The organism is Pseudomonas sp. efr-133-TYG-5 (genome assembly GCF_030209175.1).
GTDB lineage: Bacteria > Pseudomonadota > Gammaproteobacteria > Pseudomonadales > Pseudomonadaceae > Aquipseudomonas.
Genome location: NZ_JARVSM010000001.1, coordinates 1,059,723 through 1,086,251, shown reverse-complemented (window position 1 = coordinate 1,086,251; position 26,529 = coordinate 1,059,723). Strand labels below are relative to the sequence as shown.

The window sequence follows — 26,529 nt, the reverse complement described above, 5'->3', positions numbered from 1 at the left end:
GGACGTGGGAACGATCAGGGTTATCGGCGGGGGCTCAGGACTTGCCCGATTGTTCTTCCAGTTGATCCGACTCGAACAGCCGGGCCAGTTCCGCCCGCGCTTCCTGGGCGGTCTGCAGCACTTTGGCCGCGTCGTCGTACACCGCGTGTTGGGCCTCGAGCACCTGTTCGTCATGGTGCTTGAAGCGCTTGATCCGCGCGTCTGCCTGGGCCTGGGTCAAGCCAAGGCCAACCAGCGTACGACGGCTCATTTCGAGGCTTGAGTAATAGGTCTCCCGGATCGGATCGGCCCCCACATCCACCAAACGATGCACGTGCTGGCGGTTACGCGCCCGGGCGATGATCTTCATGTGCGGGTAGAGCTTGCGCACGATCTCAGCGGTCTTGATGTTGGTTTCCGGATCGTCGGTGGCGATGACGAAATATTCCGCTTCCCCGACCTTGGCGGCGTTGAGGATTTCCGGCCGCATCGGGTCGCCGTAGAACACCGGTACGCCGCCGAAACTGCGCGACAGCTCGATGGTTTCCACCGAGGTGTCGAGGGCGACGAACTTGATGTTCTGTGCACGCAGGATCCGCGCCACGATCTGACCCATCCGGCCCATGCCGGCGATCACCACGCGTGGGGTTTCGGTGTCGATCTGGCGGAATTTCTCCGGCACTTCCACCGGCTGCACCTTCGGGCTGACCAGCCGTGCGCAGATCAGCAGCAACAGCGGCGTGACGGCCATCGATAGAGTGATGGTCAGTACCAGCAGGTCATACAGACGCGGTTCGAACAGGCCCTGATCGCGACCGATCTTGAACACCACAAACGCGAATTCACCACCCGCCGCCAGCACGATGCCGAGGCGAATCGCGCTGACCTTGTTCAGCCCACCGGCCAGACGCCCGACCACAAACAACAACGGCAACTTCAGGGCGATCAGCAGCAGAGTCAGCCCCAGCACCGTGATCGGCGCACTGAGCAACAGACTGAGGTTGGCGCCCATGCCGACGCTGATGAAAAACAGCCCGAGCAGCAGGCCCTTGAACGGCTCGATCTGCGCTTCCAGCTCATGGCGATATTCCGAATCCGCCAGCAGCAGGCCGGCGAGAAACGCGCCCAACGCCATCGACACACCGACCATATCCATCAGCCACGCCGTGCCGATCACCACCAGCAACGCGGTGGCGGTAGACACTTCCGGCAGACCGGTTTTCGCCACCACGCGGAACACCGGGCGCAACAGATAACGCCCGCCGATTACCACGACGGCGATGCTGCCCAGCACCTGCAAACTGTGGCGCACATCGTCGGCGGTGCTGGTGTGGTGATCGACGCCCGCGAGCATCGGCACCAGCGCGATCAGCGGGATCGCGGCGATGTCTTGGAACAGCAGAATCGCAAACGCCAGACGACCGTGCGGGCTGGTCAGTTCCTTGCGTTCCGCCAGGCTTTGCAAGCCGAACGCGGTGGACGACAGCGCCAGACCCAGGCCCAAGACGATCGCACTGTTCAGCGGTTGGCCGAACACCGACAACGCCAGCACGCCAATCACCGAACCGGTCAGCAGCACCTGCGCCAGACCGACGCCAAACACCGATTTGCGCATCACCCACAAGCGTCGCGGCGACAGCTCCAGACCGATGATGAACAGCAGCAACACCACGCCCAGTTCCGAGATATGGCTGACACTCTGCGGATTGCCGATCAGGCCCAGCACCGACGGGCCGATGATCACCCCGGCAAACAGATAACCGAGCACCGCGCCCAGTTGCAGGCGCTTGGCCAGGGGCACGGTGAGCACGGCGGCCAGGAGAAAGACGACGGCGGCTTGCAACAGATTGCCTTCATGGGGCATGAGCGGGACTCCAGTAACGCGGTACGGCGGGGGGCGACAAGGATAAAGGTTGCAACGATTGAAGATCCACTGACGATCCAACTGTCGGAGCGAGCTAGCTCGCGAAAAGGATCTGTCAGACGGCGTGTCTGCTGAATGACACACCACTTTCGCGAGCAATCTCGCTCCCACAAAGGGCTCGGACGATCTCAGGCCATGTGAACACTCTAGGGCAGCACATGCTTGAGCAGATGTGCTTCTGTAATAATTTGCATCAATTGGTTACATTTATAGCCTCAGCGAATCAATTCCTTTCGAGTCCGCCATGGCCATCAACTTCGACCTCAACGACCTGCAAGCCTTTCGTGCGGTGGTCGAGCAAGGCAGTTTCCGCAAGGCCGCCGACACCGTGCGCATTTCGCAACCGGCGCTGAGCCGGCGTATCGAAAAGCTCGAAGATGCCCTCGGCGTGAAACTGTTCGAGCGCACCACGCGCCGGGTCAGCCTGACCCAGGCCGGGCGCGGTTTCATCCCGCGGGTCGAACGTTTGCTCGATGACCTCGACCTGGCGCTGCTGGGGATCAGCGAGGTTGCCTCCAATCGACTCGGCCACGTCACCGTCGCCTGCGTGCCGTCGGCGGCGTACTACTTCATGCCGCGGGTGGTCGCGCACTATCACCGGCAATTTCCCCGGATCAAAGTCAAAGTCCTCGATTCCAGTGCGCACGACGTGCTCAGTGCGGTCGTCGAGGGCGCGGCGGATTTCGGCTTGAGTTTCATGGGCACCCAGGAGGCCGGCGTCGATTTCGAGCCGCTGGTGCAAGAGAGTTACGTGGTGGCCTGTCGCCGCGATCATCCGCTGGCCGGGCGCAGCAGTGTGACGTGGGACGAGTTCTATCAGCAGGATTACATCTCGCTGGACAAGACCTCGGGCAACCGCTTCCTCCTCGATCAAGCGCTGAGTCGGGTGGTGCCGCAACGGCCGAGCATCTGCGAAACCCTGCATGTGACGACGATGATCGGCCTGGTGGAAGCCGGGCTCGGCGTGGCGGCGGTGCCGCTGATGGCGATGCCGGCTGCCGATCACCCGATCCTGACGCGGGTGCCGCTGACCGATCCGCAGGTGATGCGCAGTGTCGGCATCCTCAAGCGCCGGGGTCGCACGCTGACCCCGGCGGCGTTGGAGCTGGAGCGCCTGGTGGTGGCAATGAAAGTCCAGGCGCCGACGGTCAGCGCTTGACCGAGTCGAGGCCGGTAGCCTGCACATCGGCCTGGGCGGCCGGCGCGGCGAGGTAGGCGAGCAGGGCCCGGGCTTCGGCCGGGTGTTGTGCGCCGACCGGAATGCCGGCGGCGAAACGCGTCACCGACTGCACTGATTCCGGAATCTTCGCCACGAAACTCACCCCTGGCACCGGCAGCAACTCGCTGACCTGCTGGAAGCCCAGTTGATAGTCGCCGGTGGCCACCACCGAGCCCACCGGGATTTTCGCAATCATCTTCGCTTTCGGCTTCAACTGCGCTTCGATGCCGAGTTTGTTGAACAGCTGCTGCTCGATGTACACGCCGCTGGCGCTATCGGAGTAGGCCACCGATTGCGCCTCGAGCAGAGTTTTCTTCAGCGCCTCGACGCTGCTGATGTCCGGTTTCGGCGCACCTTGGCGCACCACCAGGCCGATCCGCGAATCCGCCAGTTCCACCCGCGAGGCCGGGTCGACCTTGCCTTGCTTGATCAGGTCGTCGAGGGCGTAGCCGACCATGATTACCACGTCGGCCGGCTCGCCGCGGGCGAGGCGATTGGGGATCGCTTCCGGTGCCTTGCCCATCGACGGGCCGAGGCTGGTGTCGAGGGTGTTGCCGCTGGCCGCGGCGAATTTCGGCCCGAGGATCTTGTAGGCGGCGGTGAAGCCGCCGGAGGTCATTACCCGCAGTTCTTCGGCCTGGGCCAGGGCGTTGAAGGCAAGGCCGGCGAGCAGGGCGCTGACAGTCAAAAGTTTGTTCATGGGGGATTTCCTCAGGCTGCGGCGGGTTGCAGACGACCGCCGGCACGGCGATACAGATAAAGAGTGGCGCACAGCGCGCAGAGTGCGCCGATGCTCATCCAGTAACCCGGAGCCGCCTTGTCGCCGGTGTACTGGATCAGGAAGGTCGACATCGCCGGCGTGAAGCCGCCGAAAATCGCAGTAGCCAGGCTGTAGGCCAGGGAGAACCCGGCCACGCGCACTTGCACCGGCATGATTTCCGTCAGCGCCGGAATCATCGCGCCGTTGTACATGCCATAGATGAACGACAGCCACAGCAGCGACAGCAACATGTGACTGAAACTCGGTGCCTGGACCAGGTACGACAGCGCCGGGTAAGTGGTGGCCAGCGCCAGCAGCGCCATGGCAATCAGCACCGGCCGGCGGCCAATGCGATCCGACAGCGCGCCGCCGATCGGCAGCCAGAAGAAGTTCGACACGCCTACCAGCAGAGTCACCAGCAACGCATCCGCGGTGCTCAGGTGCAGCACGGTTTTACCGAAGGTCGGCGCGTATACGGTGATCAGGTAGAACGCCGTGGTGGTCAGGGCGACCATCAGCATGCCGCCGAGCACCACGCCCCAGTTCTGGCCCAGGGTACGGAACACTTCAGCCATGCTCGGGCGATGTTTGCGCGCCGCGAATTCTTCGGTTTCCGCCAGGTTGCGCCGCAGCACGAAAATGAACGGCACGATCATGCAGCCGACGAAGAACGGAATCCGCCAGCCCCACGCCGCGACCGCGTCCGGCGCCATCCATTGGTTCAAGGCATAGCCCAGCGCCGCGGCGACAATGATTGCCACTTGTTGGCTGGCCGACTGCCAGGCGGTGAAGAAACCCTTGCGGCCCGGGGTGGCGATCTCGGCCAGATACACCGACACACCGCCCAGCTCCGCACCGGCCGAGAAGCCTTGCAACAGCCGGCCGATCAACACCAGCGCCGGGGCAAACAGGCCGATGGTTTCGTAACCGGGCACCAGCACAATCAGGATCGTGCCGCTGGCCATGATCGACAACGTGACGATCAGGCCTTTGCGCCGGCCGACGTCGTCGATGTAGGCACCGAGCACGATGGCGCCCAGTGGGCGCATCAGGAAACCGGCGCCGAACACGGCGAAGGTCATCATCAGGGACGCGAACTCACTGCTCGCCGGGAAGAACACCGCCGCGATCTGCGTGGCGTAGAAACCAAACAGGAAGAAGTCGAATTGTTCGAGGAAGTTGCCCGAGGTGACCCGGAAGATCGCACTGGCCCGCGCGCGACCGGAGGTCAGGGGGCGTTGGGATGAGGCTGTCATAGAAAAGTACTCCACCGCTTTTATGACGTGCGCGACGGGAGGGCGGCGCACGGTTTTTATTGAGGCGGATAGTGGCGCAAGGTGATCGATCTGTTAATTGCATAGTTGGCATGCATTGATGCGCAGGGCGGATCAATGCCCTGCGTGTGTTGCCAGAAGGTCTTCAGACGGCGTTGAGCGTTGCCGCTGTCGATGCGGCTGGTGCCGGTTCGTCACTCGGTCGAGGGGTCGCCAGCAGCGGCGGCACGGGGCAGTCGAGCAAGTCCGCGAGGGCGCGGAACAGCTCGGCTTCGGCGACGGTGATCACCCCGTCGTGCAACACGCAGCGGGTCATTGCCGCGAGCATGGCGGGACGTTCTTCCGGCATCAGGTGACGCAGGCGTTTGATCGCGGCTTCCAGTCCTGGCAGATCCTCCAGCTCCGGGCGCAGCTCCTGCGGTTGCTCGAACGGCAGATCTTTCCAGGCGTACTGCAGGGCCTGCACGGCGGCTTGCGCCTGGTTCTGCCCGGCGCGGGTCAGGGCGTTCAACAGCACCAGCAGTTCCTCGGCGCACTGGAACAGGCCGAACTTGAACTGCACCGGCGGCGCGCCCTCGACATTGCGTTCGACGATGCGCAGCAGAGTCCATTCGAGCAATTCGGTTTCGTTATCGGCGTCGATCAGCTGTTGCATGTTGCGCTTCAACGCGGCAAACGGTTTTTTGCCCAGGCGCTTCAGGCTGGGGATGGCCAGGTCCAGCAGCGGCAGGCGCAGACCGGGGTTCAGCGCCGCCAGAGGTTCACGCATGGCCTGCAGGGTATTGAACAGGGTGCGATCGACGAGGCTTTCCAGTAGCGCCAGTTGCTGTGTCAACAGCGAGTCGTAGCGCGACAGCAACAGCCCGTACACCAGCGCCTGGGCGCTGTCGGTGCTGCGCGCGGCGAGCTTGAGTTTTTGCGGAATCGCCTCGAGCATGCGCCGGGCTTCGGCCAGATGTTCGGGGTGGGGCGCGCCGATGGACGCCACGGCACCCTGCAGCGCATTCAAGTCATACAGCACGGCCGTCGCTGCTTCGGGGACGCCGCTGAAGGCATCGGCCACCGGCAGCACGGGTCTGGCCACCATGGAATCCTGGGGCGGTGCGGCAATTTTGACGAAGGTGCCGTCCCAGCTGGCGTCGATTCTGCGGATGCGCTCACTCAAGTCCGGGTGCGTGGCCATCAGGTCATAGCTGGAACTGCCGGAACCGAAATACAGGTGGCTGAACTCGGCGGCGCGGGCAGCCTTGAGGCTCGAGCCCAATTCGTAGCCACCGATCTTTTTCAGCGCGCCGGCGATGCTCTGCGGGTCGCGGGTGTATTGCACCGCGGTCGCATCGGCGAGGAACTCGCGCTGGCGGCTGACCGCTGCCTTGATCAGGTTGCCGAAAAACGTCCCCGAGTAACCGACGATGCACAGGATCGTACCCGCCATCACCGCGAGGATCGCGGGTCGCGAGCGATCGACCGGGGTGCGGCGGACATCCTCCATGCCGCGCAGAATAAAGCTGCCCGCGAGGCCGAGCACGAGGATGCCGTGCACCACGGCGACCAGGCCCGTGTTCAGGCGCATGTCACCGTTATAGATGTGGCTGAATTCGTGGGCGATGACGCCTTGCAGTTCGTCGCGCGAGAGCAGGGTGATCGCCCCTTGGGTGACACCGATGACGGCGTCCTGCGGGGTGAAGCCCGCGGCGAACGCATTGATGCCCAGATCCGGCAGCAGGTACAGCGAAGGCACGGCGATGCCGGACGCCAGGGCCATTTCTTCCGCGACATTGACCAGGCGGCGCTCTTCCAGCGTCTGCGCGCTGTGGTTGATCAGCCGCCCGCCCAGACGGCGCGCAATCACTTTGCCGCCGCCGCGCAGTTCGGCGTATTTGACCAGGCCACCGAGCAGCACCGTAGTTGTCACCACCACCGATACGGCGATGAACATCTGCGCACTCAATTCCAGATCCATGACGATATTGCCGTCGCCGTCCGACACCGGCACGGTGAGCAGCATGCAAGTCATCAGAATCAGACTCAGCACCGCCAGAAACATCAGGATGACGAGCAGCACCGTGAGGCGCTTGGCCTGGCGCTGTTGTTGAAAAAAGTTCATCGAGCCTTCCTTGGGCTTGCGGATTAGAAAGACACCTTGGGGGCGGTCTTGATGGCCAGGGTGTCGGCGAATTTCAGCGGCGCGGCATCCTCGCGATGGCCGAAACTGGCGGCCAGCAGCACGGCCGGGAAACTTTGCTTGAGCGTGTTGTAGGCCATGACCGCGTCATTGAAGGCCTGGCGGGCGAAACTCACGCGGTTTTCGGTGCTGCTCAATTCCTCGCTCAGTTGCAGCATGTTCTGCGAAGAGGTGAGTTGCGGATAGGCTTCCAATGTCAGGTTCAGGCGTCCCATCGCGCTGCTCAGGGCACTGTCGGCGACACCCAGTTGCGCAATGTGTTGCGCATTGCCCGGCTGCGCCTGCGCCGCTGCGAGACCGGCCACGGCGGCATTGCGCGCGGCGACCACCGCTTCCAGGGTTTCCCGTTCGTGCGCCAGGTAGCCCTTGGCAATCGCCACCAGATTGGGAATCAGGTCATAGCGGCGCTTGAGCTGGACTTCCAACTGGGCAAAGGCATTGCGGACTTCGTTGCGGCGTGCGACCAGCGCATTGAACAGGTACGTGGCGTAGAGGGCGCCGAGTCCAAGCAGGAGCAGATTGACGACAAGGTAGGTGCTCACGGTGATGTCCTTTCACTCGGTGGAATTTTGCGCGGCATCTTAGCGCAAATGCAGCGGCCAGCGTGGTTGGCGATCACTGCACTGGCCTGGGACAAATCCGCCAACGGCAAGGAATGATTCCGGCGCGGCGCAGTCGGAGTTCAGGTAACGCAAATCTATGGAGGTTCACCGATGAACAACAAGACCCTAATCGCCAGCCTGGCCCTCGTCGCCGGCATCGCCGGGATCACCCCGATCGTTCAAGCGGCCGAAACCTCGAGCGAGCCCGTCGCCCAGTCGCCGACCGGCAACCGTGACCTGAAAGTCAACGACCGCGCCCCGGACATTTACCAGCGTAGCGAAAAAGCCATCAGCAACTGGAAGCAGAAGGGTCTCAAGCAACCCGAGCCGCAGTCGCAATGGGTACAGATCAATGACAAGTACGTGATGGTGATGATTACCAACGGTACGATCGTCGACATCAAACCTGTGGAGCGCTAACGCTCACGCGACCACTGGCCATGGACGGCTGCCTGCATCCGAGCGCCATTGCGATAAAACGCGCACCGCGTGAGCAATGGCCGATGCAGCCAGCGACCTGCCCCCCGACTGCCAGTGCCGCATCCCTACCTTTGAAAATCGAGTATTGGCAATCGGCCTTGGTGCAATGGCAACGTTCACGGCAATTGGCCCTTGTCCCAAAGATGCACCAGATCACCGGGTGCCTGATCTTCCGGCACTTTCAGCACCATTTCGCCCGACTTGTAGCGCATCTCGATCTGATAGAAGCGCTGATCGCCCCGCCCGGATTCGCCACTGTCGAGCGGCAGGCAGCCCTCCAGTACCGAACAGATGCGCGTACGCTGGCTGATATCGCATTGGGCAAATTCAATTTCCCGCGGGCGACTGAGGCTGTGAATCGCCGCCACGCCACCCTGACGGGACACGCGCACCACGGAATCGTCGCCCAGATCGGGCAGATTTTTCATACAACCTCCACGGATAATTCGATACCGACCTGGGCCCAGCCCTGCTGCACCGCGCTGACTTCTCTAGCGCCGAAGCGTTTGCCCGCGTGGTCGACGGTCAACCGGGCAAAAGCGTCGAACGTTGCATCCGCGCTCAGGCGCTTGTCGCACAGCGTGTCGTACCAGATGCGCCCGGCCTTTTCCCAGGCAAATCCGCCCAGGGCCCGGGCCGCCAGATAGAACGCGCGGTTGGGAATCCCGGAATTGATGTGCACGCCGCCATTGTCTTCCGTGGTGATGACGAACTTGCGCATGTGCTCGGGCTGCGGATCCTTGCCCAGCAACGGATCGTCGTACGCGGTGCCCGGATGCGACATCGAGCGCAGGCCCTTGCCCTTGATCTTCGGTGTGAGCAGGTCGGCGCCAATCAGCCAGTCGGCCTGCTCGACCGTGTGGCTGAGGGCATACTGCTTGGTCAGTACGCCGAACACATCCGACAGCGATTCATTCAGCGCGCCGGACTGGTTGGAATAGATCAGCCCGGCTTCGCTCTCGGTCACGCCGTGAGCCAGTTCGTGAGCGATCACATCCAGCGAGCGGGTGAAACGCTGGAAAATCTCGCCGTCACCGTCGCCGAACACCATCTGCGCGCCATTCCAGAAGGCATTTTCGTAGCCCTGGCCATAATGCACGCTGCCGATCAGGGCAAAACCCTGATTGTCGATGGAATCGCGCCCGAGCACCTTCCAGAAGAAATCATAGCTGGCGCCCAGCGCGTCATAGGCTTCGTCGACCGCCGGATCGCCCGACGCCGCCTGGCCTTCAAGGCGCACCGCCATCCCCGGCAGCAACATCTTGTTCTGCGCGTCATACACGCTGCGCTGGGCCAGGCCGGGCTTGCCCCGCGTCGGCAGGAGCGCCTGGGCCGGGCCGCGCACGGGTTGGCCGGGGTTGGGCAACAGGCTGCGCACATGATTGAGGGTGAGCATCGCCGCACTGCGCTGCGGCTCGGAACCATGGGCAATGATTCGATTGAGGATGTACGGTGGAATGAAACTGCGCAGCGGTCGTGAGTCGGTCATCTGAGCTTCCCTGGCTGAATGCGATGTCGATAAACATGTGAGCAGCGGCGAGAGTTTCCGTTCCATGCATTGCCATTGGCGACGGTTTCTGCGAAAACCTGCGCCCGCGCCCCGACCGGGCCAACGTTAACGAGTTAAGAACATGACCGACGAACTGCAAATCATCGACCTGCAAGCAGGTGACGGCAAAGCCGCCGTCAAAGGCGCGCTGATCACCACCCAATACACCGGATGGCTGGAGGACGGCACCGAGTTCGATTCTTCCTGGAGTCGCGGCAAACCGTTCCAGTGCGTGATCGGCAGCGGCCGTGTCATCAAGGGCTGGGACCAGGGCCTGATGGGCATGCGCGTCGGCGGCAAGCGCAGACTGCACGTGCCGGCGCACCTGGGTTACGGCGAGCGGACGATGGGCAAGATCCCGCCGCACTCGAACCTTGTGTTCGAGATCGAGTTGCTGGAAGTGCTGACGCGCGACGATTGAAGCAAGCGTCCTCAGGATCGCCAAAACCCGCTGCCTCCGTGACCGGACGCAGCGGGTTTTTTATTCATGGCACCCGGCAGGATCGCAGGCGCCAGTGGGCCGCGCTGCGTCTTGCCTGATCTGCGCTGATCTTTTTACCCGCGCCGCCACTTGTGCCACCGGGCCCGATCAGCGACTATGTCCGGCATATAGGGGTAGGGGGTATAGGTATGTCGCACATTCATGAACACAAGGAAGATCTGCTCAACCGCGTGCGGCGCATAGCCGGGCAGGTGCAGGCCGTGGAAAAGGCGCTCGAAGGCGATGCCGAGTGTGCCAAGACGCTGCATCTGGTCGCGGCGATTCGCGGAGCGGTCAATGGCCTGATGGACCAGTTCATCGATGCCCACGCCCGCGAACACGTCGCCCGTCCGGGGCTCAGCGACGAAGCGCGCGCCCAGGGCGTGGAAGAGTTGCTGCAAGCCATCCGTCGTTATTCCAAGTAGAGCGCGCCACCATGACCCTGACACCGAAGGCTGACCACTTCAGCCACGATCACCAGTTTCTCGGCGCCTCCCACGACGAGAACGCCCGGCGCACCTTGTGGGTGGTGGCGCTGACGTTCGTGATGATGATCGGCGAGATTGCCGCCGGTTACCTCACCGGCTCCATGGCATTGCTGGCCGACGGTTTTCACATGGCCACCCACGCCGGCGCATTGGGCATCGCGGCGGCTGCCTATGGTTTTGCCCGGCGCAATGCAAACAATCGCCGCTACAGTTTCGGCACCGGCAAGGTCGGCGATCTCGCCGGATTTGCCTCGGCCATGGTGCTCGGCCTGGTGTCGCTGGGGATTGCCGGCGAGTCGATCCTGCGCCTGTTGCAGCCCACCAGCGTGGCGTTCGGCGAGGCGACGGTGATTGCCGTGGTCGGCCTGGCGGTGAATCTGCTCAGCGCCTTTCTGCTGATGGGCCATCACGGGCACGACCATGGCCATCATCATGACCATGACCACGCGCATGGCCACGACGCTCATCACCATCACGACAACAACCTGCGTTCAGCCTATGTGCATGTGCTGGCCGATGCCCTGACTTCGGTGCTGGCCATTGCTGCGCTGCTCGCCGGGCGCTACCTGGGCTGGGTGTGGCTGGACCCGGTGATGGGCATCGTCGGTGCGATGGTCATCGGCAAATGGGCCTACAACCTGATGCGCGACAGCGCCGCGGTGCTGCTCGACGCCACCGACGAACCGCTGGCGGCGCAGATCCGCGCACGCCTGGAAACCCCCGGCGACGTGCGCATCAGTGACTTGCACGTGTGGCAGGTCGGCCCGCAGGCACGGGCGGCGATTGTCAGCGTGGTGGCGGCTGACGGAGTCAGCGCGCAGACGATCCGCGAACGCCTGGCACCGCTGCATGAGTTGTCGCACCTGACCGTCGAACTGCGCAGCGGCTGATCGCTGGAACCTGCTTTGCACCTTGTGCCAGGCCACCAGACTCGATACTGTACGCATAACCAGTATCGAGTCCACGCCATGCAAATCATCGACAAGCTCAGCATTCTCGCCGACGCCGCCAAGTACGATGCCTCCTGTGCCAGCAGCGGCGCGCCCAAGCGCAGCTCCGAGGGCAAGAGCGGCCTGGGCTCCACCGACGGCATGGGCATCTGCCACAGCTACACGCCGGACGGGCGCTGCGTGTCGCTGCTGAAAATCCTCCTGACCAACTTCTGCCTCTACGACTGCCAGTACTGCGTCAACCGCCGTTCCAGCGATGTGCCCCGCGCGCGCTTCACGCCGGAAGAGGTGGTGGCGCTGACCTTGGACTTCTACCGGCGCAACTGCGTCAGCGGCCTGTTCCTCAGCTCGGGGATCATCCGCTCGGCGGACTACACCATGGAACAGCTCAATCGTGTGGCGCGGCTGCTGCGCGAGGAGCACGAATTTCGTGGCTACATCCACCTCAAGACCATCCCCGAAGCCGACCCGGCGCTGATCGCCGAGGCCGGCCGTTATGCCGACCGCCTGAGCGTCAACATCGAACTGCCGACGGACGCCAGCCTGCAGACCCTGGCCCCGGAAAAACAGCTGGGTTCGATCAAGCAGGCCATGGGCACGATCTACACCGGCGTGCAGACCGTACTCAACGAGCCGCGTGCACCGAAATTCGCCCCGGCCGGGCAGAGCACGCAGATGATCGTCGGCGCCGACGACACCGACGACAGCACCATCCTGCATGGCGCCCAGGCGTTGTACGGCAATTTTCGTCTGCGCCGGGTGTATTACTCGGCCTTCAGCCCGATCCCCAACAGTCCGAAAAGCGTACCGCTGGCTGCGCCGCCGCTGATGCGCGAGCACCGTTTGTATCAGGCCGATTTCCTCTTGCGCAGCTATGGCTACAGCGCCGGGGAATTGCTCAAGGGCCCCGGCAACCTGGCGCTGGACATCGACCCGAAGCTGGCCTGGGCGCTGCAGAATCGCGAGGTGTTTCCGCTGGACCTGAACCGCGCCGAACCGGCGTTGATCTCGCGCATTCCCGGCATCGGCCTGCGTACCACCGAGCGGCTGGTGGAACTGCGCCGGCAGCGGCGCATTCGCTACGAAGACCTGGCCCGCATGCGCTGTGTGCTGGCCAAGGCCAAGCCGTTTTTCATCACCAGCGACTATCACCCGCAGCAGGCGGAAGTCACCAGCCAGATGCTCTATCAGCAACTGCGTGACCGGCCGCTGCCGCAGCAGATGGGGTTGTGGGGATGATCAACCTCGATTGCGACGATCTGTTCGCTACCTGGCGCCAGCAGGCGCGATGGCTGCTCAGCCATGAGGTCGACCCAAGTCTGGTCAGCTGGGCGGCGGAAGGTGTCGGGGATCTGTTTGCCAGTGAGCATTCGGTTCCAGAGGGGCAGGGGCCGTTTCAGGCACGGATCCCGCGGGCGTTGCTCGACACCCTGGAACGCGCCGCGCGCTATCGCGGCGAGCAGCGCTGGAGCCTGTTGTACGAAGTGCTGTGGCGGGTCAGTCACGGTGACCGCACGGCAATGATGGCCGGCGACCAGCTGGGCAGCGAGCTGCAGCGGCGGATCAAGCAGGTGCAGCGCGAAGCCCATCACTTGCACGCGTTCGTGCGCTTCATCGAACGACCGGCGGGCAGTCCCGGCCCGCAATATGTGGCCTGGCATGAGCCGGCGCATGACATTCTGCACAGTGCCAGCGAGCATTTTGTCGGGCGCATGGGTCGCCATTCCTGGCTGATCGCCACCCCGCGCGACGGGGTTTATTACGATGGCGAGCAGTTGCTTCATCAACGCCGCTGTCCGCTTGAGTGGCAACAACTGGCACAGAACGTCGACGACCCGCATGGCGAATTGTGGTTGACTTATTACAGTCACATCTTCAATCCGGCGCGGTTGAACGAGAAGGTCATGCAGGGGCACTTGCCGACGCGGTTCTGGAAAAACCTGCCGGAGGGCGAGTTGATTCCCGGACTGATTACCCAGGCGCGGATGGGCAAGCAGCAGAACGGCCAGGCCAGCGGGATTGCCGCACGGGGCGGCAAGCGTATTGCGTTGAAGTAGAAGATCCGAAGAATATCGCCACCTGCGGCAGCTCCTACAAGGGGCACCGCGTTTCTCCTGCAGGCGCTATCGGGCGGCGATCCTCGGATTCTGCGGTTCAAGAAACACAAAGCCCGCCATCAATCACTTGATGGCGGGCTTTTGTGCATCAGCGGCCGTCAGTTCAAACCTTGACGATCCAGCCCGCTGGCGCTTCGACGTCGCCGGTCTGCACGCCGGTCAGCTCCTTGTAGAGCTTCTGGGTGACCGGGCCGACTTCGGTTTCGCTATGGAACACGTGCAGGTGGTCGTTGTAGCTGATGCCACCGATCGGGGTGATCACCGCTGCGGTACCGCAGGCGCCGGCTTCCTTGAAGTCCGACAGCTTGTCGATGAACACGTCGCCTTCGACTACTTCCAGGCCCAGGCGGGTCTTGGCCAGTTCGATCAGCGACAGGCGGGTGATGCCTGGCAGCACCGACGGCGAGTTCGGGGTGACGAACTTGTTGTCGTGGGTGATCCCGAAGAAGTTGGCCGAGCCGACTTCCTCGATTTTCTTGTGGGTCAGCGGATCCAGGTAGATGGCGTCGGCGAAGTGCGCCTTCTTGGCCTGGGAGCCCGGCATCAGGCTGGCAGCGTAGTTGCCACCGACCTTGGCCGCACCGGTGCCTTGAGGCGCGGCGCGGTCGAAGGTGGAAATCTGGAAGTTGTGCGGGGTCAGGCCGCCCTTGAAGTAGGCGCCGACCGGAATCGCAAACACCGAGAAGATGAACTCCGGCGCGGTACGCACGCCGATGTTGTCACCCACGCCGATCACGAACGGGCGCAGGTACAGCGCGCCGCCGGTGCCGTAAGGCGGGATGAAGCGCTCGTTGGCGCGAACCACTTGCTTGCACGCTTCGATGAACTGCTCGGTCGAGACATGCGGCATCAGCAGACGGGCGCAGCTGCGCTGCATGCGTGCGGCGTTCTGGTCCGGGCGGAACAGGTTGATCGAGCCGTCCTTGCAACGATAGGCCTTGAGGCCTTCGAAGCACTGCTGGCCATAGTGAAGGGCCGTCGAGCCTTCGCTGATGTGCAGCACGTTGTCTTCGGTCAGGGTGCCTTTGTCCCACTCGCCATTGTGAAAGTACGACAGATAGCGTTTGTCGGTCTTGATGTAATCAAAACCCAGCTTGTCCCAGTTGATGCTTTCGTTACCCATGACACCCTCTATCACTGAACAACCGTCGAAACGGTTCAAGGCTTCTGACGTTTTTTGGATGGGCACAACAATACTTCATTCTTGAGCGGTTTCGCAGCCCGGACGATGGGGGGATTGGCAAAAATCGTAGCTTGCTTATTAAATTCCCATCATTCCTCTATCTTTCTGCTCTTTTGTGGCGAGGGAGCTTGCTCCCGCTCCAGTGCAGCACTGGTAAAACCGGCCATCGCGGTGCATCAGGTGTACCGCAGTGGCAGGGTTTGGGGCCGCTTCGCAGCCCTGCGGGAGCAATCTCCCTCACCACAAAAGCTGGGCGTTACAGGTGCAACGCATGCCCCAGAGCACGCAATGCCGCTTCCTGCACCGCTTCACCCAAGGTCGGATGGGCATGGATGGTGCCGCCGATGTCTTCCAGCCGCGCGCCCATTTCCAGGCTCTGCGCGAACGCGGTGGACAATTCCGACACCCCGACACCGACCGCCTGCCAGCCGACAATCAGATGATTGTCGCGACGCGCGACCACCCGCACGAAACCGCTTTTTGACTCCAGGGTCATTGCCCGGCCGTTGGCGGCGAACGGGAAGCTGGAAACGATGCAGTCCAGCCCGGCAGCCTTGGCTTCGTCCGGCGTCCTGCCGACCACCACCAGTTCCGGGTCGGTGAAGCACACGGCGGCGATGGCGGTCGGGTTGAATTCGCGGTGTTTGCCGCTGATCAGCTCGGCGACCATCTCGCCCTGAGCCATGGCGCGGTGCGCCAGCATGGGCTCGCCGCTCAGATCGCCGATGGCATAGACGTTGCGCATGCTGGTCTGGCAGCGGCTGTCGATCTTGATCGCCGAGCCGTTCATGTCCAGGTTCAGCGCTTCGAGGTTCCAGCCCTGGGTGTTCGGTTTGCGCCCGACGGCCACCAGCACCTGATCGGTTTCCAGGCTCAGCGTGTCGCCGTTCGGATCGCGCACCTGCAGGGTGCCGTCGAAACCCAGCACGCTGTGCTTGAGATAGAGCTTCACGCCCAGTTGCTTCAGCGCTTCGTGCACCGGTTGCGTCAGCTCGGCGTCGTAGGCCGGGAGAATACGCTCCTGCGCCTCGACCACGCTGACTTCGGCACCCAGCTTGCGATAGGCAATGCCCAGCTCCAGGCCGATGTAGCCGCCGCCCACCACCACCAGGCGCTTAGGCACGGATTTCGGCGCCAGCGCTTCGGTGGAGGAGATGATCGGCCCGCCGATCGGCAGGATCGGCAGGTTGACACTGGTCGAACCGGTCGCCAGCACCAGATGCTCGCAGTGGATACGGGTGTCGCCGACGTCAACGGTCTTGCCGTCGACAACCTTGGCCCAGCCGTGGATGACCTGAACCTTGTGCTTTTTCAGCAGCGCGGCAACGCCAGTGGTCAGGCGATCGACGATGCCATCCTTCCACTCGACGCTTTTATTGATGTCCAGGGTCGGCGCGGCAACGCTGATGCCCAGCGCCGAATGCTGGTTGTGATGCTGCGTCTGGTGGAACTGCTCCGCCACGTGGATCAGCGCTTTCGACGGAATGCAGCCGATGTTCAGGCAGGTGCCGCCCAGCGACTGGCCTTCGACCAGAATCGTCGAAATGCCCAGTTGCCCGGCGCGAATCGCCGTGACGTAACCGCCGGGACCGCCGCCGATGATCAGCAGCGTGGTGTTCAAGGTTTGCATGGCATCACTCCACAAACAGGGTCGCGGGTTGTTCGAGCAGGCCGCGAATGGCCTGGATGAAGAGTGCCGCGTCCATGCCGTCGACCACGCGGTGATCGAAGGAACTGGACAAGTTCATCATCTTGCGGATCACCACCTGGCCTTTGACCACCATCGGCCGCTCGACGATTTTGTTCACGCCGACAATCGCTACTTCCGGCAGGTTCAGCACCGGCGTACTGACGATGCCGCCCAACGCGCCGAGGCTTGTCAGGGTGATGGTCGAGCCGGACAGTTCATCGCGGCTGGCCTTGCCATTGCGTGCGGCATTGGCCAGGCGGGAGATTTCCGCGGCGCTGTCCCACAGGCTGCGCGCCTCGGCGTGACGCACCACCGGCACCATCAGGCCGACGTCGCTCTGCGTGGCGACACCGACATGCACCGCGCCGAGGCGGGTGATGACCTGCGCTTCGTCGTCGTAGCGGGCGTTCATCTGCGGGAAGTCGCGCAGGGCCACGACCAATGCGCGCACGAGGAACGGCAACAGGGTCAACTTGCCACGGCTGGCGCCATGTTTTTCGTTGAGGTGGGCGCGCAGCTCTTCAATGGCGGTGACGTCGATTTCCTCGACGTAGCTGAAGTGTGCGGCGCGCTGCGTGGCATCCTGCATGCGCTGGGCGATCTTGCGGCGCATGCCGATCACTGGAATCTGTTCTTCGTCGTTGCGCTGGGCGTACGCCGCAGCTGCCGGCGCCGAAGCGTTGGACTGACCCTGCGCCAGATAGGCCTCGAGGTCGTCGTGCAGGATGCGCCCGGCCGGGCCGCTGCCACGCACCAGACGCAGTTGAATGCCCAGGTCCAACGCGTGCTTGCGCACGGCAGGCGAGGCGAGTGGACGCTCATCGGCCTCGCGGGCAACCATCGGGCCCTGGCACACCGCTGCCGGACGCGGAGCAGCCGCGGCGGCAGGCTTGCTCTCGACTGCGACTTCAACTTGCGCTGCAGCAGGCGGCTCTTTCGCAGCCACAGGCGCTGGCGCGGCGGACTCTTTCAGATTGCCGGCGCCTTCGACTTCAATGCTGATCAGCACACTGCCGACCGCCATCACTTCACCCGGCTGACCGCCAAGGGCGATGACCTTGCCGTGGACCGGCGACGGAATATCGACCATGGCCTTGTCGGTCATGACATCGGCCAGCACCTGGTCTTCGACGACCAGGTCACCGACCTTGACGTGCCACTGCGACAGTTCGACTTCTGCGATGCCTTCGCCGATGTCCGGCATCTTGATAACGTGCGTGCCCATTCAGACCTCCATGACCCGTTTCAACGCCGCGCCCACTCGGGACGGCCCAGGGAAATACGCCCACTCCTGCGCGTGCGGGTAGGGCGTGTCCCAACCGGTGACGCGTTCGATCGGCGCTTCCAGGTGATGGAAGCAGTGCTCCTGCACCAGCGACACCAGTTCGGCGCCGAAACCGCAGGTGCGGGTGGCTTCGTGCACCACCACGCAACGGCCGGTCTTCTTCACCGATTTGACGATGGTGTCCAGGTCCAGCGGCCACAGGCTGCGCAGGTCGATGACTTCGGCGTCGACGCCGCTTTCTTCAGCGGCGACTTGCGACACGTACACGGTGGTGCCGTAGGTCAGCACGGTGACGTCCTTGCCCGGCCGGGTAATCGCGGCAACGTCCAGCGGCACGGTGTAGTAACCGTCCGGCACTTGCGCGGCCGGGTGTTTCGACCACGGGGTTACCGGGCGGTCGTGATGGCCGTCGAACGGGCCGTTGTACAGGCGTTTGGGCTCGAGGAAGATCACCGGGTCATCGTTTTCGATGGAAGCGATCAGCAGGCCCTTGGCGTCGTACGGGTTGGATGGCATCACCGTGCGCAGGCCGCAGACCTGGGTGAACATCGCCTCGATGCTCTGGCTGTGGGTCTGGCCGCCGTAGATGCCGCCGCCGCAAGGCATGCGCAGGGTCATCGGTGCGGTGAATTCGCCGGCCGAGCGATAACGCAGGCGCGCCGCTTCGGAAATGATCTGGTCGGACGCCGGGTAGACATAGTCGGCGAACTGGATCTCGGCCACCGGACGCAAACCGTAGGCGCCCATGCCGACGGCGACGCCGACGATGCCGCTCTCGGAGATCGGCGCGTCGAACACCCGCGAGGTGCCGTACTTGGTCTGCAGGCCTTCGGTGCAACGGAACACGCCGCCGAAGTAGCCGACGTCCTGACCGAATACCACCACATTGTCGTCACGCTCAAGCATCACATCCATGGCCGAGCGCAGGGCCTGGATCATGGTCATGGTGGTCGTGGTCATGGCGGTTTCCAACTGAATATTGTTGTTGTGATCGTTCATGTCAGATCCCCAACTGCTGACGCTGGCGCTTCAAGTGCTCCGGCATCTCTTTGTAGACGTCTTCGAACATGGTCGCGGCGCTCGGAATCTGCCCGCCGGCGAGGGTGCCGTACTGTTCGGCCTGTTTCTGCGCGGCGATCACTTCGGCTTCGAGCTCGGCGCTGACCGCGGCGTGTTCCTCTTCCGACCAGTGGCCGACCTTGATCAGGTGCTGCTTGAGGCGGGCAATCGGATCGCCCAGCGGGAAGTGGCTCCAGTCGTCGGCAGGACGGTATTTGGAGGGATCGTCGGAGGTCGAGTGCGGACCGGCGCGGTAGGTGACCCACTCGATCATGGTCGGACCGAGGCCACGGCGGGCGCGCTCGGCAGCCCAGGCGGAGGCGGCATAGACCGCGTAGAAATCGTTGCCGTCGACGCGCAGCGAGGCGATGCCGCAGCCGACGCCGCGTCCGGCGAAGGTGGTGGCTTCACCGCCGGCGATGGCCTGGAAGGTCGAGATTGCCCACTGGTTATTGACCACGTTGAGGATCACCGGCGCGCGGTAGACGTGGGCGAAGGTGAGGGCGGTGTGGAAGTCGGATTCGGCGGTAGCGCCGTCGCCGATCCAGGCCGAAGCGATTTTCGTGTCGCCCTTGATCGCCGAGGCCATGCCCCAGCCCACACCCTGGATGAACTGGGTGGCGAGGTTGCCGGAGATGGTGAAGAAACCGGCGTCCTTGACCGAGTACATGATTGGCAGCTGACGACCCTTGAGCGGATCGCGCTCGTTGGACAGCAACTGGCAGATCAGGTCGACCAGCGGTACGTCGCGGGCCATCAGGATGCTTTGCTGGCGATAGGTCGGGAAGCACATGTCATCGATGTTCAGCGCCAGGGCCTGGGCGCTGCCGATGGCTTCTTCGCCGAGGCTCTGCATGTAGAACGACATTTTTTTCTGCCGCTGGGCGACCACCATGCGGTTGTCGTAGATCCGCGTCTTGAGCATGGCGCGCATGCCCTTGCGGAGAATCTCGACCGGCACGTTTTCCGCCCACGGGCCGAGGGCGTTGCCCTGGTCGTCGAGCACGCGGATCAGGCCACGGGCGAGGTCGGCGGTGTCCGCCGGTTCAACATCGATGGAAGGTTTGCGCACCGTACCGGCATCGGTCAGATGCAGGTAGGAGAAGTCGGTTTTGCAGCCTGGGCGGCCCGAGGGTTCGGGGACGTGCAGACGCAGCGGTTCATACGCTTGGGTCATGGCTTCTACGCTCGATCTTGTGAATTTCTTGTAGTGAGCTGGCAGTCATTCTTCGATAAAAGAAATCTTGTCCTACAACAATCATAGGCCCGGGGCAGAAGAATATTTCTCTCTGTTTCGTTGCGCTGGCGACCATTTGCAGATAGAAATTCTGCATAAACATAAAAAACAGGTGGTTTTGTCTCATGCGCAAACTGGACCGTACCGATATCGGCATTCTCAACAGCCTTCAGGAGAACGCGCGCATCACCAACGCCGACCTCGCGCGCTCGGTGAATCTGTCGCCGACGCCGTGTTTCAACCGGGTCAAGGCCATGGAGGAACTGGGGCTGATTCGCGAGCAGGTGACGCTGCTCGACGCCGACCTGCTGGGGCTGCATGTCAACGTGTTCATTCACGTCAGCCTGGAAAAGCAGGTCGAGGAAGCGTTGCAGCATTTCGAAGAGGCGATTTCCGACCGCCCGGAGGTCATGGAGTGCTACCTGATGGCCGGCGACCCGGATTACCTGATCCGCGTTCTGGTGCCGACCATTCAGTCGCTGGAGCGCTTCATGATGGACTTTCTGACCAAGGTGCCGGGGGTGGCGAACATTCGCTCCAGTTTTGCCTTGAAGCAGGTGCGCTACAAGACGGCGCTGCCGTTGCCGGCGAATGGTTTGACGCTGGGCAGTTAAAGCTGGTTGATCGGCACCTTCAGATACACGACGCCGTTGTCTTCGGCCGCGGGAAAATTCCCCGCCCGCACATTCACCTGAATCGCCGGCAGCAACAGCGTCGGCATGCCCAGCCCGGCATCACGCTTTGTGCGCATCTCGACGAACGCGGCCTCATCAATCCCGTCATGCACATGAATATTGCTTTTGCGCTGCTCGCCGACGGTGGTTTGGCACTGCGACTCGCGGCCTTCCGGCGGGTAGTCGTGGCAGACGTAGAGCTTCACGCTGGCAGGGAAGGCCAGCAGTTTGTGGATCGAGTTGAACAGCTGATGCGCGTCGCCGCCGGGGAAGTCGCAGCGGGCGGTGCCGACGTCGGGCATGAACAGCGTGTCGCCGACCAGAATCTGTTCGCCGTCGATCAGGTAAGCCATGTCCGCCGGGGTGTGGCCGGGCACGTGCAAGGCGGTGGCCTTGAGGTTGCCGATCTTGAACGACTCGTTCGGCGCGAACAGGTGATCGAACTGCGAGCCGTCGACGCAGAATTCCGGCTCCAGGTTGAACAGCGCCTTGAACACGTTCTGCACTTTGCTGATCGACTGGCCGATCGCAATTTTGCCGCCCAGTTCGCGGCGCAGGTACGGCGCGGCAGACAGGTGATCGGCGTGGGCATGGGTTTCCAGCAGCCACTGCACCTGCAAGCGGTGTTCACGGACGAAGGTGACGATTTTGTCGGCCTGCACGGTGCCGGTGCGACCGGCAGCGCCGTCGTAATCGAGTACCGGATCGACGATTGCACACTGCCCGCCATCGGCTTCGTAGACCACATAGCTGTAGGTCGAGGAGGCGGGGTCGAGGAAAGCTTCAATCTGCGCGGGCATGGACACCAACCTGAGCGAGGGAAATGGGTTGCAACACTTTATCTAAAAACATAATGTTCGCAGCTTAAGTGACGTTGAAGGCATCGTGCAAATGCAATCCAGTCTGACCGAATGTGAAGTTGCCCAGTTGCGGGCGTCCGCCTCCAAGGCCTGCGCGCTGCTCAAGGCGCTGGCCAATGAGGATCGCCTGTTGATCCTGTGCCAGCTGACCCAGGGCGAGCGCAATGTCGGCGAACTGGAAAAAATGACCGGCGTGCGCCAGCCAACCCTGTCCCAGCAATTGGGCATCCTGCGCGATGAAGGCCTGGTAGCGACCCGACGTGAAGGCAAGTACATCTTCTACGGTCTGGCCAGTCCTGAAGTGATTCAGGTGATGAAGACCCTGTCCGGGCTGTATTGCGGGGCGGTGCTGAAAAGTCTCGGCCATCAATAAATGTCAGCCACCACAATACAAACCCTGGGGGAGCTGGCTTGCCAGCGATGGCGGAGTGTCAGTCGCCATCAATAGCGGCTGACAAGTCCCTTTCGCTGGCAAGCCAGCTCCCACAGGGTGAGTGGTTTGATTCGAAAAAATCCTTGCGTGCAGCCATAAGGAACAAGCAATGAACGATCAACACTGGGGCCCATCCATCAGTGCGGACATCGTGGTCATCGGCGGCGGCACCGCCGGCATCGGTTTCGTCGCCAGTCTGCTCAAGCGTGATCCGACTGCGCAGATCACCGTGATCGAGCCGAGCGCTCAGCACTATTACCAACCGGCGTGGACGCTGGTCGGCGGTGGCGCCTACGACGCCAGGGACACTGCCCGGCCGATGAGCAAGGTGATGCCGCGTCAGGCCACCTGGATTCAGGCGGCGGTGACCGCTGTCGACCCGGACAAGCGCCAGTTGACCCTCAACGATCAACGCACCGTCTCCTACCGGAACCTGATCGTCTGCCCCGGCCTGCGTCTGGCCTGGGAGAAGATCGAAGGCCTGCAGGAAAGCCTCGGCCAGCACGGCGTGACCTCCAACTACAGCTATCAGCATTCGCAATACACCTGGGATCAGGTGCAGAAACTGCGCGGCGGCAAGGCGCTGTTCACTCAGCCGGCGATGCCGATCAAATGTGCCGGCGCGCCGCAGAAGGCGTTGTACCTGTCGTGCGATCACTGGCGCAGGACCGGTGTGCTGAACAAGGTAGCGGTGGAATTCAACCTGGCCGGCGCGGCGCTGTTCGGCGTTGCGACGTTCGTTGCGCCACTGATGAAGTACATCGAAAAGTACAACGCGCAACTGGCCTTCAACGCCAACCTGGTCAAGGTCGACGGCCCGGCGAAAACCGCCTGGTTCGAGATCAAGGATGCTGCCGGCAACGTCACCACACAGGCGAAAACCTTCGATCTGCTGCATGTGGTGCCGCCGCAGGTCTCACCGGATTTCATCGCGCACAGTGCGCTGGCCGACGCTGCTGGCTGGTGCGAAGTCAACCCGCACAGCCTGCAACATCCGCGTTACCCCGAGGTGTTCGGCCTCGGTGACATCTGCGGCACGACTAACGCGAAAACGGCTGCGGCGGTGCGCAAGCAGGTCGTGGTGGTCGCGGAAAATCTGCTGGCCCTGCGCAAGCAACGACCGCTGCCACTGAAGTACGACGGTTACGGCTCGTGCCCGCTGACGGTGGAGAAGGGCAAGGTGATCCTCGCCGAGTTCGGCTACGGCGGGAAGTTGCTGCCGACCTTTGCCCTCGACCCGACCGTGCCGCGGCGCTCCGCGTGGTGGCTGAAGGCGACGCTGCTGCCGTGGTTCTACTGGCACGGCATGCTCAAGGGCCGCGAGTGGCTGACCGGTTTGTCGAAGGTCGACTGAGGGCATCCCATGTTGCTGGCGAGTCTGTTTGGCGTGGTGATGGGCCTGGTCCTCGGCTTGACCGGGGCTGGCGGTGGCATTCTGGCGGTGCCGGCGCTGGTTCTCGGCCTGGGCTGGAGCATGACGCAAGCGGCGCCCGTGGCGCTGTTCGCGGTCGGCAGTGCGGCGGCAGTCGGGGCGATCGACGGTTTGCGCCATGGTCTGGTGCGCTACCGCGCGGCGCTGCTGATCGCGGGGCTCGGCGCGGTGTTTTCGCCGCTGGGCATCTATTTCGCGCACCAGTTGCCGGAGCAGATCCTGATGATCCTCTTCAGTCTGCTGATGGTCATGGTGGCCTGGCGCATGTTGCGCCGCGAACGTCAGCAGGAAGGGCCGAGCGATCACGGCCACGCGAGTTGGGGGCAGAAAAACTGCATGCTCAACGAGCAGACCGGGCGTTTCGACTGGACCGCCAAATGCACCGCGACCCTTGCGGCGTTGGGCGCGGTGACCGGTGTGGTTTCGGGGTTGCTCGGCGTTGGCGGTGGTTTCCTGATCGTGCCGGCGTTCAAGCAACTGACCGATGTGCAGATGCGCGGCATCGTCGCCACGTCATTGATGGTGATCAGCCTGATTTCGGCGATTGGCGTGATCGGCGCGTTTCATGCCGGGGTGCGCATCGACGGTGTTGGCGCGGCGTTCATCGGCGCCAGCATCGTCGGCATGATCCTCGGTCGCAGGCTCTGCGCGCGGGTGCCGGCGCGGGCCTTGCAGGTGGGGTTTGCCAGTGTCTGCCTGGTGGTCGCGGCTTACATGCTGCTGCGCGCCTGAGGTCGCGCAGCCGAACCATCGCAGCCTGCGCCCGTGTGCTCCTGCAGGCACGGGCGCAGGCTGCGGTCGTTCAGCGGATTACAACACCAGATGCGGCAACCACAGCGAAATCGCCGGAATGTAGGTCACCAGCATCAACACCAGAAACAGCACCGCGTAGAACGGCAGCAGCGCCTTCACCGTGCTTTCGATACTGACCTTGCCCACCGCCGAACCGACGAACAGCACCGCGCCCACCGGTGGCGTTATCAGGCCGATGCCGAGGTTGACCAGCATGATCATGCCGAACTGCACCGGGTCGACGCCGATGCCGAGAATCACCGGCATCAGGATCGGCGTGAGGATCAGAATCAGCGGCGCCATGTCCATCACGGTGCCAAGCAACAGCAGCATGACGTTGATGCACATCAGGATCACGTAGCGGTTGTCCGACAGGGTCAGGAACAGCGTGGTGATCTTCGCCGGAATCTGCATCAGGGTCATGATGTAGCCGAAGCTGGCGGCGAAGCCGATCAGGATCATCACGATGGAAATGGTGCGAACCGTGCGGTGCATCAGTTTCGGCAGTTCACGCCACTTGTAGTCGCGGTAGATGAACATGGTCACGAAGAACGACCACAACACAGCGATGGCCGCCGATTCCGTGGCGGTGAAAATCCCCGAGAGGATGCCGCCGAGGATGATCACCATCGCCATCAGGCCCCAGAGGGCTTCGCCGACGATTTTCAACGCCTGGCGCATCGGGATGACTTCACCCTTGGGGTAGTCGCGTTTTTTCGCGAAGATCAGGCACAGCACCATCAGGCAGGCGCTCATCAGCAACCCCGGCACGACGCCCGCCATGAACAGCGAGGCAATCGAAACCGTACCACCGGCCGCCAGGGAGTAGAGCACGGAGTTATGGCTGGGTGGCGTGAGCAGGGCTTGCACCGAGCCGCTGACGGTCACCGCGGTGGAGAAATCCCGTGGATAGCCCTTGCGTTCCATTTCCGGAATCAGCACCGAACCCACCGACGCGGTGTCGGCCACCGAGGAACCGGAGATCGCGCCGAAGAAGGTCGAGGCAACAATGTTGACCAGCGACAGACCACCGCGCACAAATCCCACCAGCACCCCGGCACACGCCACCAAACGCCGGGACATGCCGCCCTCGGCCATGATCGCACCGGCCAGGACGAAGAACGGAATGGCCAGCAGCGAGAATTTGTTCACCCCCGACGCGACCTGGATCATCACCGCCTGGAACGGGATGTCGATCCACCATGCACCGATCAGCGCGGCGGCGCCCAGCGCATAGGCGACTGGCATGCCGATGAGGATCAATACGATAAAACTGCCCAGCAGAATCAGAGCGTCCATTAAGCGCCACCTTCACTTTCTTCAACCAGATCGAACTGCACGACCCGCCGTTTGCTCTGGTCACCGAGCAAGAGTTTTTCCACGACGAAAACCAGCGTCAGCAAGCCGCCCACGGGAATCGGCAGATAGGTCACGCCAACCCGCAGATCGGGCAGGGCCGCCATGAACTGGTTCCAGGTGGACATGCACAACTTGGCGCCCCAGATAGTCATGAAAATGCAGATCGACGCCATGAGCAGTTGCGAGAATATCGCCGCCGCCGATCTCAGCGGTGCTGGCATGCGGTCGGTGAGCATGGCCACGGCCATGTGCGCGCCGGCGCGGTAACTGGCGGCGGCACCGATGAAGGTGAACACCATCATCAGCAGGATCGCCGTCGGCTCCGGCCAGCTCGAGCCGGTGCCCAGCACGTAGCGGGCGAACACGCCCCAGGGAATCATCAGGGAAATCGCCAGGACGGAAAGACCGGCGACCCAGATGCACGTCATGTAGATCTTGTCGTTGATACGCAGCAGTAGATTCTTCATCGGGTTCCACCGTAACCGGGCGCGCCTGAGTCATCAGGAGCACCGGGCCT

Annotated in this window: 26 protein-coding genes; 11 read left to right on the top strand and 15 right to left on the bottom strand. The window is 62.9% G+C overall.

Annotation, left to right across the window (positions count from 1 at the left end; all coding sequences use genetic code 11):
• Positions 1-34: 34 nt before the first annotated feature.
• On the bottom strand, positions 35-1,843 hold the full coding sequence (locus QRN70_RS04830; RefSeq protein ID WP_285416069.1) for a monovalent cation:proton antiporter-2 (CPA2) family protein: 1,809 nt from the start codon (positions 1,841-1,843) through the stop codon (positions 35-37).
• Between the two features lie 304 nt (positions 1,844-2,147).
• On the opposite strand from QRN70_RS04830, the gene QRN70_RS04825 reads away from it, so the two are divergent.
• Positions 2,148-3,062 (top strand): LysR family transcriptional regulator, encoded by a 915-nt coding sequence (locus tag QRN70_RS04825; protein ID WP_285416068.1) that lies wholly within the window; start codon positions 2,148-2,150, stop codon positions 3,060-3,062.
• Here QRN70_RS04825 and QRN70_RS04820 read toward each other — a convergent pair.
• The 4 genes from QRN70_RS04820 to QRN70_RS04805 form a co-directional block, all read right to left on the bottom strand.
• A complete protein-coding gene (locus QRN70_RS04820) occupies positions 3,052-3,822 on the bottom strand; it encodes a substrate-binding domain-containing protein (protein ID WP_285416067.1) in 771 nt (256 codons plus the stop codon). The genes QRN70_RS04825 and QRN70_RS04820 overlap by 11 nt on opposite strands.
• Before the next feature lie 11 nt (positions 3,823-3,833).
• Complete coding sequence (locus QRN70_RS04815) at positions 3,834-5,138, bottom strand: MFS transporter (protein WP_285416066.1); 1,305 nt, start codon at positions 5,136-5,138, stop codon at positions 3,834-3,836.
• A 163-nt stretch (positions 5,139-5,301) separates the two neighbouring features.
• Positions 5,302-7,263 (bottom strand): M48 family metallopeptidase, encoded by a 1,962-nt coding sequence (locus tag QRN70_RS04810; protein WP_285416065.1) that lies wholly within the window; start codon positions 7,261-7,263, stop codon positions 5,302-5,304.
• A gap of 23 nt (positions 7,264-7,286) precedes the next feature.
• A complete protein-coding gene (locus QRN70_RS04805) occupies positions 7,287-7,889 on the bottom strand; it encodes a LemA family protein (protein ID WP_285418013.1) in 603 nt (200 codons plus the stop codon).
• 165 nt (positions 7,890-8,054) lie between these two features.
• Between QRN70_RS04805 and QRN70_RS04800 the strand changes: the two genes are divergently transcribed.
• Complete coding sequence (locus QRN70_RS04800) at positions 8,055-8,363, top strand: RcnB family protein (protein WP_285416064.1); 309 nt, start codon at positions 8,055-8,057, stop codon at positions 8,361-8,363.
• A 176-nt stretch (positions 8,364-8,539) separates the two neighbouring features.
• Here the strand turns inward: QRN70_RS04800 and QRN70_RS04795 are convergent, their stop codons facing one another.
• Entirely contained in the window at positions 8,540-8,851 is a 312-nt protein-coding gene (locus tag QRN70_RS04795) for a protealysin inhibitor emfourin (RefSeq protein WP_285416063.1), read from the bottom strand.
• The gene (locus QRN70_RS04790) at positions 8,848-9,912 is read right to left on the bottom strand and encodes a M4 family metallopeptidase (protein WP_285416062.1); all 1,065 of its coding nucleotides are present in this window, start codon (positions 9,910-9,912) and stop codon (positions 8,848-8,850) included. The genes QRN70_RS04795 and QRN70_RS04790 overlap by 4 nt, the downstream gene beginning before the upstream one ends.
• Before the next feature lie 142 nt (positions 9,913-10,054).
• On the opposite strand from QRN70_RS04790, the gene QRN70_RS04785 reads away from it, so the two are divergent.
• From QRN70_RS04785 to QRN70_RS04765, 5 genes are all read left to right on the top strand, one after another.
• Positions 10,055-10,393: an FKBP-type peptidyl-prolyl cis-trans isomerase gene (locus tag QRN70_RS04785; protein WP_285416061.1), complete on the top strand. Its 339-nt coding sequence runs from the start codon at positions 10,055-10,057 to the stop codon at positions 10,391-10,393.
• Between the two features lie 209 nt (positions 10,394-10,602).
• A complete protein-coding gene (locus tag QRN70_RS04780) occupies positions 10,603-10,878 on the top strand; it encodes a metal/formaldehyde-sensitive transcriptional repressor (protein ID WP_285416060.1) in 276 nt (91 codons plus the stop codon).
• Positions 10,879-10,889: 11 nt separating this feature from the next.
• The gene (gene dmeF, locus QRN70_RS04775; RefSeq protein ID WP_285416059.1) at positions 10,890-11,831 is read left to right on the top strand and encodes a CDF family Co(II)/Ni(II) efflux transporter DmeF; all 942 of its coding nucleotides are present in this window, start codon (positions 10,890-10,892) and stop codon (positions 11,829-11,831) included.
• 78 nt (positions 11,832-11,909) lie between these two features.
• Entirely contained in the window at positions 11,910-13,130 is a 1,221-nt protein-coding gene (locus QRN70_RS04770) for a putative DNA modification/repair radical SAM protein (RefSeq protein ID WP_285416058.1), read from the top strand.
• On the top strand, positions 13,127-13,948 hold the full coding sequence (locus QRN70_RS04765) for a TIGR03915 family putative DNA repair protein (protein ID WP_285416057.1): 822 nt from the start codon (positions 13,127-13,129) through the stop codon (positions 13,946-13,948). The genes QRN70_RS04770 and QRN70_RS04765 overlap by 4 nt, the downstream gene beginning before the upstream one ends.
• Before the next feature lie 163 nt (positions 13,949-14,111).
• Here the strand turns inward: QRN70_RS04765 and QRN70_RS04760 are convergent, their stop codons facing one another.
• The 5 genes from QRN70_RS04760 to QRN70_RS04740 all read right to left on the bottom strand — a co-directional run bounded on the left by QRN70_RS04760 (position 14,112) and on the right by QRN70_RS04740 (position 20,402).
• A complete protein-coding gene (locus tag QRN70_RS04760) occupies positions 14,112-15,131 on the bottom strand; it encodes a branched-chain amino acid aminotransferase (protein WP_285416056.1) in 1,020 nt (339 codons plus the stop codon).
• Positions 15,132-15,447: 316 nt separating this feature from the next.
• Complete coding sequence (gene lpdA, locus QRN70_RS04755; protein ID WP_285416055.1) at positions 15,448-16,821, bottom strand: dihydrolipoyl dehydrogenase; 1,374 nt, start codon at positions 16,819-16,821, stop codon at positions 15,448-15,450.
• Between the two features lie 4 nt (positions 16,822-16,825).
• Entirely contained in the window at positions 16,826-18,106 is a 1,281-nt protein-coding gene (locus QRN70_RS04750) for a dihydrolipoamide acetyltransferase family protein (RefSeq protein ID WP_285416054.1), read from the bottom strand.
• Entirely contained in the window at positions 18,107-19,165 is a 1,059-nt protein-coding gene (locus QRN70_RS04745; RefSeq protein ID WP_039762207.1) for an alpha-ketoacid dehydrogenase subunit beta, read from the bottom strand. It lies immediately after the preceding gene.
• A 1-nt stretch (position 19,166) separates the two neighbouring features.
• Entirely contained in the window at positions 19,167-20,402 is a 1,236-nt protein-coding gene (locus QRN70_RS04740) for a 3-methyl-2-oxobutanoate dehydrogenase (2-methylpropanoyl-transferring) subunit alpha (protein WP_007965287.1), read from the bottom strand.
• A gap of 185 nt (positions 20,403-20,587) precedes the next feature.
• Here QRN70_RS04740 and bkdR point away from each other — a divergent pair, with 185 nt between their 5' ends.
• A complete protein-coding gene (gene bkdR / locus QRN70_RS04735; protein WP_016985245.1) occupies positions 20,588-21,076 on the top strand; it encodes a Bkd operon transcriptional regulator BkdR in 489 nt (162 codons plus the stop codon).
• Here the strand turns inward: bkdR and QRN70_RS04730 are convergent.
• Positions 21,073-21,936, bottom strand: a complete 864-nt coding sequence (locus QRN70_RS04730; protein WP_285416053.1) for an MBL fold metallo-hydrolase — start codon at positions 21,934-21,936, stop codon at positions 21,073-21,075. The genes bkdR and QRN70_RS04730 overlap by 4 nt on opposite strands.
• A 91-nt stretch (positions 21,937-22,027) precedes the next feature.
• On the opposite strand from QRN70_RS04730, the gene QRN70_RS04725 reads away from it, so the two are divergent.
• The 3 genes from QRN70_RS04725 (at position 22,028) to QRN70_RS04715 (ending at position 24,593) form a co-directional block, all read left to right on the top strand.
• The gene (locus QRN70_RS04725) at positions 22,028-22,369 is read left to right on the top strand and encodes an ArsR/SmtB family transcription factor (RefSeq protein ID WP_007965280.1); all 342 of its coding nucleotides are present in this window, start codon (positions 22,028-22,030) and stop codon (positions 22,367-22,369) included.
• Positions 22,370-22,538: 169 nt separating this feature from the next.
• A complete protein-coding gene (locus tag QRN70_RS04720; protein ID WP_285416052.1) occupies positions 22,539-23,783 on the top strand; it encodes an NAD(P)/FAD-dependent oxidoreductase in 1,245 nt (414 codons plus the stop codon).
• 9 nt (positions 23,784-23,792) lie between these two features.
• Positions 23,793-24,593: a sulfite exporter TauE/SafE family protein gene (locus QRN70_RS04715; protein ID WP_285416051.1), complete on the top strand. Its 801-nt coding sequence runs from the start codon at positions 23,793-23,795 to the stop codon at positions 24,591-24,593.
• A 78-nt stretch (positions 24,594-24,671) separates the two neighbouring features.
• Here the strand turns inward: QRN70_RS04715 and QRN70_RS04710 are convergent, their stop codons facing one another.
• A complete protein-coding gene (locus QRN70_RS04710) occupies positions 24,672-25,952 on the bottom strand; it encodes a TRAP transporter large permease (protein ID WP_285416050.1) in 1,281 nt (426 codons plus the stop codon).
• Complete coding sequence (locus QRN70_RS04705; protein ID WP_285416049.1) at positions 25,952-26,479, bottom strand: TRAP transporter small permease; 528 nt, start codon at positions 26,477-26,479, stop codon at positions 25,952-25,954. The genes QRN70_RS04710 and QRN70_RS04705 overlap by 1 nt, the downstream gene beginning before the upstream one ends.
• Between the last annotated feature and the right edge of the window lie 50 nt (positions 26,480-26,529).